General features: G+C 60.3%; 9 protein-coding genes. 1 reads left to right on the top strand and 8 read right to left on the bottom strand.

The window, feature by feature from the left end; translation table 11 throughout:
- Positions 1 to 5: 5 nt before the first annotated feature.
- From tssH to HAP47_RS26180, 8 genes are all read right to left on the bottom strand, one after another.
- Positions 6 to 2642 carry a type VI secretion system ATPase TssH gene (gene tssH / locus HAP47_RS26215; RefSeq protein WP_173642124.1) on the bottom strand — a complete coding sequence of 879 codons (2637 nt, stop codon included), beginning with the start codon at positions 2640 to 2642 and terminating at the stop codon, positions 6 to 8.
- A 98-nt stretch (positions 2643 to 2740) separates the two neighbouring features.
- Entirely contained in the window at positions 2741 to 3805 is a 1065-nt protein-coding gene (gene tssG, locus HAP47_RS26210; protein WP_173642125.1) for a type VI secretion system baseplate subunit TssG, read from the bottom strand.
- A complete protein-coding gene (gene tssF / locus HAP47_RS26205; protein ID WP_173642126.1) occupies positions 3769 to 5736 on the bottom strand; it encodes a type VI secretion system baseplate subunit TssF in 1968 nt (655 codons plus the stop codon). Before tssF ends, tssG begins: the two co-directional genes overlap by 37 nt.
- A gap of 1 nt (position 5737) precedes the next feature.
- Positions 5738 to 6286, bottom strand: coding sequence for a type VI secretion system baseplate subunit TssE (gene tssE / locus HAP47_RS26200; protein ID WP_173642127.1), 549 nt, complete (start codon positions 6284 to 6286; stop codon positions 5738 to 5740).
- A 67-nt stretch (positions 6287 to 6353) separates the two neighbouring features.
- On the bottom strand, positions 6354 to 6839 hold the full coding sequence (locus tag HAP47_RS26195) for an Hcp family type VI secretion system effector (protein WP_163153143.1): 486 nt from the start codon (positions 6837 to 6839) through the stop codon (positions 6354 to 6356).
- A 52-nt stretch (positions 6840 to 6891) separates the two neighbouring features.
- Entirely contained in the window at positions 6892 to 8394 is a 1503-nt protein-coding gene (gene tssC / locus HAP47_RS26190; protein WP_173642128.1) for a type VI secretion system contractile sheath large subunit, read from the bottom strand.
- Positions 8395 to 8411: 17 nt separating this feature from the next.
- A complete protein-coding gene (gene tssB, locus HAP47_RS26185) occupies positions 8412 to 8939 on the bottom strand; it encodes a type VI secretion system contractile sheath small subunit (protein ID WP_173642129.1) in 528 nt (175 codons plus the stop codon).
- Between the two features lie 126 nt (positions 8940 to 9065).
- The gene (locus HAP47_RS26180) at positions 9066 to 10379 is read right to left on the bottom strand and encodes an ImpA family type VI secretion system protein (RefSeq protein ID WP_173642130.1); all 1314 of its coding nucleotides are present in this window, start codon (positions 10377 to 10379) and stop codon (positions 9066 to 9068) included.
- 354 nt (positions 10380 to 10733) lie between these two features.
- Between HAP47_RS26180 and HAP47_RS26175 the strand changes: the two genes are divergently transcribed.
- Positions 10734 to 12602 carry a type VI secretion system Vgr family protein gene (locus HAP47_RS26175; RefSeq protein ID WP_173642131.1) on the top strand — a complete coding sequence of 623 codons (1869 nt, stop codon included), beginning with the start codon at positions 10734 to 10736 and terminating at the stop codon, positions 12600 to 12602.
- Positions 12603 to 12604 lie beyond the last annotated feature (2 nt).

Here is a 12604-nt window from a genome sequence, read left to right as displayed (position 1 = left end):
CGCAGTCAGTTCCACGAGTAGGCAAACTTGTCGTTCACGATCGAGACGCGCGTCTGCTTGACTTCTTCCTTGGCGAGAGACTTCCTGAGGAATTCACGCGACAGTTCGGGCAACAACGTGTTGGTGATGATGTTATCGATCATCCGCCCTCCGGAGTCCGGATCGTTGCAACGGGATACGATGTGATCGACGACCGCATCGTCATAGCCGAAGGCGGCCTTGTGATTGTCGCGGAGGCGCTGTCCGATCCGGTCGAGCTGCAATCTGACGATTCCAGCAAGCATCTCGTCTGAAAGCGGAAAATAGGGAATCGAGACAATGCGCCCAAGCAACGCAGCAGGGAATACCTTCAGCAATTCGGGCCGCAGCAGCCTAGCGAGTTCTTCCGGCTCGTTGCGGTACTTTGGATCGCGCGCCAGTCCCATGATCAAATCGGTGCCGACGTTCGTGGTCAGAATGATCAGTGTGTTCCTGAAGTCGATTCGCCGGCCGTTGCCGTCCTCCATGACCCCCTTGTCGAACACCTGGAAGAATATCTCATGGACGTCGGGATGGGCCTTCTCCACCTCGTCGAGCAGGATCACGCTGTAGGGCTTGCGGCGGACGGCTTCGGTGAGCCGACCGCCTTCACCATAACCGACATAGCCCGGAGGCGCGCCTTTCAACGTCGAGACCGTGTGCGCCTCCTGGAACTCCGACATGTTGATCGTGATCATGTTCTGCTCGCCGCCATAAAGGGTTTCGGCAAGCGCGAGGGCCGTTTCTGTCTTACCCACGCCGGACGGTCCGGCCAGCATGAAAACGCCAATCGGCTTGGACGGGTTATCCAATTTGGCGCGGCTAGTCTCGATTCTTTTCGCAATCATCGTCAGCCCGTGGGATTGGCCGACCACGCGGCGATTGAGAATTTCTGGTAGCTTCAGGACCGTCTCGATTTCGTCACGCATCATTCTGCCGGTCGGAATGCCGGTCCAGTCAGACACCACAGAGGCGACCGACTGCTGGTCGACATGAGCATAGATCATCCGCTTTTCCGGATTGATGCCCTCCAGTGTCTCGAACTTGCCGCGCAACTCCAGGCGTTTCGCTGCTCGATCTTCGTCTCCGTTCTCGGAGAGGATCTCGCGAATGCTGCGAATGTCCTTGACGAGCTCCTGTTCCCTGGCCCAGTCGGCCTCAAGGCCGGTCAGCTTGTCCTTCAGCGCAGCTATGTCGCCGTCGACCTCGGCAATACGCTCGCTGTTCTCGTCCCCGAGGTCACCATCGCTGACCAGCACTGATCGTTCGGCCTCGCGAGCCGCGATAGCGACGCGAGCGTCCTCGATCAGGGCCGGCGTCGCGCTCTGGCTGATGGCTACCCTCGCCGAGGCTGTGTCCAGCAGGCTGACCGCCTTGTCCGGCAGCTGTCGAGATGGAATGTAGCGATGCGACAGGTTGACCGCGGTCACGATCGCGGCGTCCGAAATGCGAACGCCATGGTGCTTCTCCATCGGGCCGAGGAGGCCGCGCAGCATGATGCAGCAGGTCTCGACTTCCGGTTCATCGACCTGGATCGGCTGGAAGCGTCGTGTGAGTGCGGGGTCCTTCTCGATGTACTGGCGATACTCTGCCCAGGTGGTGGCGGCGATCGTACGCAGCGTGCCGCGGGCGAGGGGAGGTTTAAGCAGATTGGCCGCGTCACCGGTGCCGGCCGCGCCACCAGCGCCGATCAGCGTGTGAGCTTCGTCGATGAACAGAATGATGGGTGTAGGGGAATTCTGTACCTCGTCGATCACCGAGCGCAGGCGCTGCTCGAACTCGCCCTTCATCGAGGCGCCGGCCTGCATCAGGCCGATGTCGAGCGCGCAGAGCCTGACGTTGCGCAGTGGCGGCGGCACTTCGCCAGCGGCAATGCGCTGCGCAAATCCCTCGACCACGGCGGTCTTGCCGACGCCAGCTTCGCCGGTGAGAATTGGATTGTTTTGCCGCCGGCGCATCAACACGTCGATCAATTGGCGGATCTCGTCGTCTCGACCGAGGATGGGGTCCATCTGGCCCGACTTGGCCTTGGCGGTGAGATCTTGGGCGAACCGGTCGAGCGGTGTTGTTCCCTTGGGACTTGCCCGGTCCGCGCCGTCAGTGCCGGCACCGGCCAATCCGGAGCCGTCCATCGGACGCATGGTCTCTTCCTCAGAGCCTGCCCATACGGCGCGGTGCTCCGCGGCCAATGCGTCTACGTTTATCTTGACGAATTCCGGCGAGATGTTGTTGAGCGCACGACGGATCTCATTCGATTTCAGTCCGGCGACCAGGAGATGGCCGGTGCGGATCTGTGTCTCGCCGAAGAACAGCGTGGCGTAGTGCCAGCCACGGTCGAGAATATCGATGACCGAATTGGCGACCCCCGGCATGTCGGTTTCGTTCTTGCGGAAGCCGTTTATGACGCCTGCGAGGTCCGACAGCAGCCGCGCGCGGTCGAGCTTGTAGTGATCCACCGATAGGCTGAGGTCGGTCCGCTCCTGTTGCAGGATGTGAAACAACCAGTGTGCAAGCTCGATGTTGCGGTTGCTGGCGCTTTTGGCGTGGCGCAGGGCCTGTATGAAGGCATCGTAGCCAGCGCGATTCAGCTTTCCAGTCACGGCCTCGAGGCTGATGTCGGTCACGGTGGGGCCTCCTGCTCAGTTCCCCCGGGCGATGTCCCGCCATCGTGGAAACTGGCGCGAATTCCATGATGTTAGGACAATTGGACCGGTGCATTGGTTCAAATCGGCGGGGCATCTGTCGCGGCGCTTCGCCGGGCTCTCAGACGCTCGGCAAGGTGAAAGCGAGCATCGCGGCGATATTCCTCGGTCGAGGCCCAGTTCGGCGAAACCCAGCTGGTCCACCCAAGGCGTCCGCTCTGTCCAAGCTTCATCGGGACGACTGCTCCCGCCGGAATGGCGAGTTCCACCTCCCACTCGAGTTCGTCGCCGATATAGAAGTACACGGCGTCAGCCAGGGGCTCGGACAGGTTAGGCACTTCAGTGGGCAGGAACTGCTCGTATTGAGCGAAATCCTTCACGAAAACGCGAACCCTGATCTTGTCTTCGACACTGAACACCCGCGAGCCCAGAAGCGCGTCGTGGCCGAGCCTGGCGTGCGCCACGCCGAGGCGGCTGCAATGGCTCGCCTCGAACGGGAGCCAGGTGCCGACAAATTCGTCGATCTCGACCCTGACGTCGAACAGCCCCTGCAGTAGCCGGGCCAGTCGTGACGCGGATTTCGCCCTTGGTGAGACCAGTCCAGCGAAGCTGAGCTTCGCCATGTCTGGTATCGTGTCTCGATTAGCAAAGATATCAGAGCCAAGGCCGGCAAAGGAGCCGACATAGGCGATGAAGCGGTCATCCGATGGCCTGTCATGCTGCGCGATTGGCCGTGCGTCCGCCCAGGCGCGAAAGAACAATTGCAGAAAGCGTCCATTGAGAAGGTCGAGAAAGCGCGGAAAGGCGTCGTCTCGCATCAACTGCCAGCCGACGCTCTCGTCTGTGGTGGCCAGAGGCAGTGCGCCTTGCGGTCCGAGCAGACCGAGGAATTTGACCAGGATTCTGAGCCTGCCATCGCGGTCGTCGACTGAGCTCAGATTGGACGCGGGAAATTCCAGATACGGAGATTGACCAAGGTCAACAAATTCCTCGCGCCGCGCGGCACTGTCGCCGATCCGCGGCCGATCCGGGTTGGATCGCTCTAGCCGGCGGAGCGTCTGGAAGAAATCAAACCGCCAGGGCTCGGCCTTCATCTGGTCGATCAGCATTACAGCGGCCTCCTTGTGCCCATGCGGGCCGGCCAACGCATGATCTCGCCGCGTTCCGAAGTCGATATGACCGTTTGGGTGAAGGTGTTGAAGCCCGAATAGTCGGCGAAGAAGCGTTCCAGCACAGCCCCGAGCAGGAACACGCCACTGCCTTCAAATGCCTTCTCGTCGAGTGTGACGGTGATCTCCAGGCCGCGCGCTGCGCCACTGCCGGTACGCTCACGCACCCGCCGCACCACGGGCCTGCTCTCGACGCTGCGCACGCCGCGAATCTTTCGTTCCGTAGCGTCGTCGAACTGGTCGGCGAACAATGACAGCATCTCCCGCAGTGCTCCCGCGTTCTTGCCGCCGCTGCGTTCTACGAGGCCGAGATAGTTCAAACTCAGCATGTTGATCAGGCGCCAACTGACAACACCGCTATTGGCGATTTCGCTGCGACTGCGCAACTGCGCCACCACCGGCTCGCGTGGCCGCGTGGGCCCGGCTATGCACATCAGCTCGAGCGAGGTGTCATCCAGCAGGCGAAAGTCGGCTCCGCCTTGGCCGACCGGCAGATGTTCCGTGAGATGCCGGTTGGAGCACAACGCCCGGACGCTCAGTTCGGCCGCGGATCCGTCGCCGCTCAGGTCGCGGGGCTCGAGCAGCGAAAGGAACATGTCCGTCCCGGTGTAGTCGGAGGCCGTGCCAAATGTCTTTTCCTCGACGGTGCGGCGCCGTGGTAGCCGACGAACTGTAAAATAAAGTCCCTCGACCGATGCGGCCGTGCGATCGACTGCGGCGGAGTACAGGGGACGCACGTGCCGCTTGTCTTTTTCTGCGGGAAAGTGCGCGTAAACCTCCAGCACCTGGTGCGGCTCGTATTCGAGATAGCGGCTTCGGTCGGGCACCACGTGGTATTCGTGCGTATTCGATTTGACCGGGATGCGATCGGTGGTCTTCTCGAACAGGTTGATTGCCGGGGCAGTGTAGAGACTGAAAGTCTCTGCTCGGACGGAGGCCGCAAGCCGTGAGTTGTGCTCATCGAACGCGAAGACGATATCGATTGACTTGCCGCGCAACCGCGGCATCACAGCGCGAAGTCCCGTCAGATTGATGCCAAGGAACTTGCGCGGAAACACGAAATATTCCCGCAACAACTCCGAGCCGCGAAAGACCCGGTTATCGTTAGGAAACAGGGATTCGTTCTCGCCGAAGCCGACTTGTTGCACACAGTCGTTCGGGGCCCGGATGACGACCGGATCGCCGAAATCGTCGAGATAGCGAAAGTAGACATTGATGCAGTTCGAAGTCAGCTGTTCGTAGAGCGCGATAGCGTCGGATTCGGCGCCGGTCAGATAGATGGGCAATTCGCTGGTGCGGCAGCCCGCGAACCAGGTTTCCGGCTTGTTGCGAGCCTCCGCGTCTGCCGGCTCTTCGTCGAGCCGCGCTGCGGTCCGGTGGGTCAGGGAAAGCCTGAGCCCCGCAATGACCTCTCCGCCGACCGGAATCCCGAGGGCCTGCAATGCGCCCGCAGTGGCAAAATATTCGGCGCCGGTGACGTCGAAGGGCCAAAGCACTATATCGCGGCACAACCGGAATCGGCAGGCGAGGCTCCGTTCCCTCTCGCGATAGCTCGCATCGAAGTAGGCGCCCCGGGCGATTTTCCTGCCGTCGCGCAATGCCGGATCGGCATATGTTGGCTGTGCCTTGACCAGCATGGCAGACGGAGTTGGCGCGAGATAGTTCGGAACAAGCTGTTCGAGCAAGTTTGCCGTGAACTCCGGAAATTCGTGCTTGAGCTTAAGCTGAACGCGAGCAGCAAGGAATGCGGCGCCTTCGAGCAGGCCCGAAATCATCGGATCTGAGCGATCGCGGATCAGCCCCCCGAGGCGCTCGGCGATACCAGGATATTCCTTGGCAAAGTCTTCCGCATGCTCGTACAGCAGAGACAGTTCACGGTTGTAAAAATCGAGGAACTCGCGGTTCATGCTATAGTCGATTGATCTGGATGTCGCCGCTGTCGAGGTCGACGTCCGCGACGAATTCCACGGGCACGTTGAGCGGCTCGCACTTCAGGTCGGACTGCACGACAAAGCGCAGCTTGAGCTGTTCGGGGCCTACGGAGGTGTCGCGCCGCACCCGGATGGACTTGCGATCGAGGCGCGGCTCATACGTCGTAAGCGACATGCGCAGGGCGTCGCTGAGCTCTTCGTCCGTGACCTCGTCGACCGAACGGTTTGCGATGTCGGGGAAACCATAGTTCAAAATCGAGGTGCGGACGCAGCCGCGGCCGGTCAGGTCAAGCGTCGATTCGAGGGCAATGGTATTGAGCAGCGTTTCGACGTCATGCGAAACCTCCCGCCTTAGCAGCGTCTCCGAGATCGGGAAACGACCAGTGCTGCGCCGTCCCGCTATGACCCGCTCACCGAACTGATCGCGCAGTTCGAGTGGCTTGCGCGCATCACGCGCGTCATAAGCCGCACGAAAGGCCAGCATCAATGGCGGAGAGAGCCGGTCCTTCTTTGGCGTAACAGTCATTGATGATCTCCGTACCGCCGACGCCGATTGCCATTCTCGGCAGCCGGCGCCAGACGGGAAGCTACGATCAGGCCCATTCCTTGTTGGCCGGAACGTCCCAGCCGAAGGTCGGCGATGCGCCGGCGCCGCCCTTTTCCGTCTGGGTCTTGTAGGTCATCTTCACCTTCGCGAAGTTCAAGCTCACATTTTCGGTGAGACGATCTTCGCCATGCGATCCGCCGGTCGATACACTGGAGACCAGGACGTGCTTCATCTCGATCTTGAGATACTCCAGCGGATTTTCACCGGCCTTGCGGACAGTCAGGATCGCGGTGTCGATGTGCTTGCCGTTGGCGCAGACCTTGAAGAGTTCAGGCGTCGCCTTGTCGACGAAGTGCGTGAAGTGCAGATCCTGAACGTTGACCTTGCCGGCGCCACCGCCTGACCCGCTGTGGAAGGTGCCGCTTTGGCTCTCGCCAAACGACCAGCTCAAAATGTCGATCTCGTCCTTGTGTTTGTCGTCAAGCGACTCGCCCTTGATCGGATCGAGTTTCAAAAAGATATCGACAGCCATACTATAGCCCTTTCAAAAAACCTGGATGAGTGACGGTTGCGATAACGCGGCGTCAGGAGCTCGGGCCTGGCAGGCGCGAAACAAGGCTGAGGCCGACGTCCATCGCTTCCAATTGGAAGTGTGGACGGAGAAAGAAGCGCGCGTTGTAGTATCCCGGGTTCTCCTCGTTTGCTATGACCTCGACTTTCGCAGCGGCCAGCGGCTTGCGCGCTTTCTGCGCCTCTGACGATAAGGCCGGATTGGCATCAACGTACTCGTTGATCCAGGTCTGCAGCCAGACCGTCAGCTCATCCTTTTCCTTCATGGACCCGATCTTGTCGCGAACCATGCATTTCAGGTAGTGCGCAAAGCGGGACACTGCGAACATGTAAGGCAGACGTGACGACAGGTTGTCGGATGCGGTTGCGTCCACACCCTTCTCGCCGAAGTATTTCTTCGGCTTGTAGAGCGACTGGGCACCGATGAAGGCGGCCTTGTCGGTGTTCTTGCGATGGATCAGCGGGATAAGGCCCGCCTTTGCAAGCTCATGCTCGCGGCGATCGCTGATGGCAATCTCGGTGGGGCATTTCAGGTCGACGCCACCGTCGTCGGTCGGGAATGTGTGCGTCGGCAGGTTGATGACCTCGCCGCCCGACTGCACACCGCGGATGCGCGTGCACCAGCCGAACTCCTTGAAGGCGCGGTTGATGTTGACTGCCATCGCATAGGCGGCGTTAATCCAGCCGTATTTGTCACCGGTGTGTCCGTCCGTCTCCTCTTCGAAGGCGAATTCTTCCACGGGCTCCGATTTGGCGCCGTAGGGGAGGCGGCCCAGCGCACGCGGCATGCAAAGGCCGAGATAGCGCGAGTCGTCCTGGTCGCGCAGTCCCTTCCATGCGGCATATTCCGGCGTGTCGAACACCTTGCCGATGTCACGAGGGTTGGACAGTTCGGTCCACGAGTCCATTCCCATCAGCGTAGGCTCGGCCCCGCTGAAGAAGGGGGCATGGGCGGCGCCCGCAATCTTGCTGAGATCACGGAGCAACTGTACGTCGGTGGGCAGGTGGCTGAAGTAATAGTCGCCGATCAGGCAGCCGAATGGCTCGCCGCCCAGCTGGCCAAATTCGTACTCGTAGATCTGCTTAAACAGCGGGCTCTGATCCCAGCGGGCATCGGGATAAAGCCGCAGGTTCCGGTACAGCTCGGTCTTGGAGACGTTCATCACTCGGATCTTGAGGTTCGCGTCGGTCTCGGAATTGAAGACGAGGTAGTGCAGGCCGCGCCAGGCGCTCTCGATCGCCTGGAATTCGGGTGCGTGCAGGATCTCGTTCATCTGCGCGGTCAGCTTCTGATCGATCCGCGCGATCATTTCCTCGATGGTGTCGAGCACGTCCGACTTGATGACGCTGGTGTCCTTGAGCGCCTCTTGAACGAGCGTGGACACCGCGTTTTCGACTTCGGTTGCCGCACGTTCGGTGCGCGGCTTGAAGCTTTGCTTCAGCAGGGCAGCAAACTCGTCAGCCTCGACGGTCCCGAGCTGGGTGGTGGTCTCTTTATGGGTAGCTTCTTTTACCATGGTCCCCATTCCTTCCCTTAGCTATTGGTGTCGGATTCGGACGACTGGCTGGTCGCGCGCTCGCGCAGCGCGGCCATCAGTTGAGGATCAGCAAGGAGTTTCTTCAGCTGGTCCTCGGCGCCCACCTTGCCATCCATGTAGCGCAGCAGGTTGGCGAGCTGTTCGCGCGCTTCGAGCAGCTTGGCTGTCGCCGACACTTGACGGGCGACCGCGACCGGCGTGAAGTCCGACATTTTATTGAAGCGCAGGTTGACGGAGATCTTTTCGTCAGACCCATCGTTGAGACGATTGGCGACACGTGTCGTCACGCCGGGCTGGATCGCCGCCATGCGGTTGTCGAAATTGTCCATGTCGAACTCGAGGAACTTGCGCTCCTCGACCTTCGCCTTCTCGACGCCGGGGTTGTTGCCCGAAAGATCGGACAGGACGCCCATGACAAACGGCAGTTCGATCAGGCGCTCGGCGTCGTACGGATCTTCGTAAGTGATGTGCACGCGCGGTGCGCGGTTTCGGCGAATGAATTTTTGACCGCTGTCGGTTGCCATTGGGTTGCCCTCTTCACAAAATCTGTGCGGAAGCCGACTTGCGCGACGCGGGCTGGGGAAGTGCCTCGGTCCTTCGTCAGCGGAGCTTCCTTCTGCTCTCTTAGTCCCGTCGAATCGAAGGCGGGTTCAATTCGATTTGTCGATCGCCTTCAGAGCGCCCTCAGGCAGGACGTCACTTAGCAGGCTGAGGAAATCTCGTTGTGCGAGTTCGCGCGCGCGATCGACCAGGAACGGGATCGGGCTGGATGGCTCCGCGGCGCGGAAGAAAGCCGCAACCTTGGTCAGTAAATCCAACGCCTGCGCTCTGTTTTCTGCTGAAATAACAGCATCTTGAGCGCTACTTTCGGCCGTAGATGGGAGCGATGTGGCGAATTCCGCCATGCGCTCGATCGGCAAGTCGAAAACTTTGTCGCGACCAATATTGATGGCGGCACTTTCGATGTGGGCGGGCATCAGCATCCGCATCACCTCGATAAACGATTTGCCGACCATGTCCTGCGCCTGCCGCACCAGCAAGAGCGCCGGGCTCGACGGTTCCTTTCGCGCGAAATAGGCGGCAGCCGCCGCCAGCGCAGCGGATGCCTGTCCCGGTGAGGTCACGGCGCCGGCCGTTTCAATGGGAAGCTGCTGGTCGTTTTGAGCAGTTTCGTCCCGGGATGGGGCAAGTGCCGCCGGATCGCGAGCGGTCACGAGAGCCGCGAGCCAGTTGGCCATGCCGTTCGCGACACCCGCAAGCCTGTCGAGGCTGATGGGTTGCCCTGAGTTCAACTTTTCGCGCCAAACCGATTTGATGTCGGCAATCTCGGCCGCGACCGCGGAACAGCGAGCGCTCACCGCTTTGAGGGTGTCGAGATCGGTCTCGCCGACAATGCGCTCGATGGTTCCGAGATCGGGCATGTCGACGTCGGCGTCAGCGGCGGGAATTTCGCCCTTGGCAATCTGATAGGCACGGTAGTTGAGGCTGCCGTGCCTGCGATTTTCGATCAGGGGAAGGAATTGGAGCGGGTTGATCACCGTCGGAAACACGTCAATCGCCTCGACGGTGACGGCGCGAAAAGCATAGTCGTCGTCCTCGCCCCTCGGGTGAACCGCTTCCCATTGTTCACGAAGCAGTAGGGTGGTCGCCTTCAGGCAGCTGAGAAAGCCGTCGAGATCGCGGTTCAGGATAGAGAACTTGGCGAGCAGCGTGGTCAGGCGCAGATCGCGGGTGCGTGCCAAGAGCGGCTGCGCTGCGGCGAACTGGCTGGCAATGTCGATGGCCTTTGGGTCGAAGCGTCCGCGCTCTCCGTTGGCGTTGACGACCTCGAAATACGACATCGGAAGCAGCGATTCCGCACCTGCGAAGAAGTTCAGGTACTGGACATCCCCGGCCGCGTCTAGGTCAGGCCCGCAGGGATCGTCCGGGGCTATGGGTTGGGTCAGGGATGTGACATCGAGCATGCAAAGATGGTCCGTCTGCGGAGCCCTGGCCCCCTTTTGCCAAGTCCGTCACAAGTGGCGGACCAGGCGAGGACCATGATCCGATTGTCTGTTAGGTCAGATCAACGATGACCTTGGTTCATTCCCGGCGGCCACGACCGTTTCGCGTGAACCAACAAGCTCTTGGAGCCGACTACATGAGTGCCAGGATGGTTCCATCGGGCGCGTACTTTGGCGCGTCAAGAGAGGACGACACCGGGCGGATTTGTCGGTCATCCTACCGATGGCTGGCTCGGATTTCAGTTGTTTCGTGCTTGACGACCTGATGCGCCGGTTGCGCGGACCGTGCGATCAACGAAGGAGTTTAACGCCCACATGGGCCAGCTTACCCAGGATACCCGGCTTTGCGAGCTCAAGACCCCCCTTGGCAAGGACGTTCTGGTTTTTGTCAGGTTCGAGGCCTCTGAAGGTCTGAGTGAACTGTTCGACTATCGTATCGAGTGCCTCAGCGAGGACGCCGATCTCGACTTCGATCGCGCGATCGGCCAGCAGTGCACGCTCACCATCAAATTGCACGGGAAGGAGCGCGAGTTCAGCGGCATTCTCACGGAAGCGCAGTGGCTCGGGGTCAAGAACGACTATTTCAGCTACCGGATTGTGCTGAGACCCTGGTTATGGCTGCTGTCGCGCACCACCGATTGCAGGATTTTTCAGGACAAGAAGGCGCCCGACATCATCAAGGAGGTCTTCAACGAGCGCGGCTTCACCGATTATGAGTCCAAGCTTACCGAAGAGGGCTCATGTCCAAAGCTCGAGTACTGCGTTCAGTATCGCGAGACCGATCTGGATTTCGTATGCCGGTTGATGGAGCAGCACGGCATCTACTACTTCTTCAAGCATGAGGGTGGCAAGCATACGCTGGTGCTGGCTGACTCCAAGTCCTCGCACAGCCCAATCAACGGTCTCGCAAAGATCCCCTATATCCCGCTGACCGGATCCGACCGCCGCGAGGAGCAGCACATTTATGAATGGGTTTCCGAGCGTCGGTTTCGCACCGGCAAGTTCGAGCTCAACGACTACAACTACCAGAAACCCAACGCGCAGATGATCAGCGACGCCAAGGGCTCCGAGCACTACACGCGATCCGAGATGGAGTTCTACGACTATCCCGGCAAGTTCAAGGAGAAATCCGACGGCGAGCGATACGCCAAGATCCAGCTCCAGGCCGAGCAGGCGATGGATCGGCGCCGTCGCGGCAACGGCGACGCCGTCAACCTGTTCCCCGGCGGACTAACCAAGCTCGAGAAGCACTCGAAAGACTCGCAGAACGTTGAATATCTCGTCGTACAAGCAGCTCACTCGTTTTCCATCGAATCCTACCGCACTGGGGGGCCCGGCGACGGCGGACAGCACGTCTACTTCGGCAGCTATGAATTTCTGCCAAGCGATCGGCCGTTTCGATCTCCCATGATGACGCCGAAGCCGAGGATCAATGGTATCCAGACGGCCAAGGTCGTCACCAAGGACGACAATTCGAGCGAGGAGATCGACGTCGAGCCGTTGGGCGAAATCTACGTTCGCTTTTTCTGGGATCGAAAGAAGAAGCGATCGTGCCGGTTGCGCGTGGCCCAAGTCTGGTCGGGCAAGCGCTGGGGCGGTCAGATCATCCCGCGCGTCGGGCAGGAAGTCGTCGTGGAATTCCTGGAAGGAGACCCCGACCGGCCCTTGGTGATCGGCACGGTTTATAACGATGAATACAAGCTGCCCTACGATCTGCCGTCCAAGAAGACGATTGCGGGATTGAAGTCCGACTCGACCAAGGGAGGGGGCGGTTATAACGAATGGAACTTCGAGGACAAGAAAGGGTCCGAGAAGATCACCCTGCACGCCGAAAAGGACCACGACGTAACGGTCCGCGACACCGAGACCAGGACCATCGGTGAAGCAGCGTTCGGCGGCGATACTCGCAAGACCACGCTCAAGAACGGCAATGACAAGCTTGATATCGAATTGGGTGGTCAGCACATCAAGCTGGCGATGGATCAGTCCGTCAATGCGGGGCTGAGCATCACCCTCACGGCCAATGTCAACATCACCCTCCAAGTTGGTCCCAGCCAGATCATCCTGTCCCCCGCCGGAATCGTCATCAACGCACCGACCATCACCATGACCGCCCAGGCCGCCATGGCGCTCGCGGCCGGCGGCCCGTTGGTTGCCCACGGCACACCAACCATTGTCGGCTGACG

This window comes from Bradyrhizobium sp. 41S5 (assembly GCF_011516665.3).
GTDB lineage: Bacteria > Pseudomonadota > Alphaproteobacteria > Rhizobiales > Xanthobacteraceae > Bradyrhizobium > Bradyrhizobium quebecense.
The sequence above is the reverse complement of the archived record's forward strand: the minus strand, read 5'-3'. Positions and strand labels throughout refer to the sequence as shown.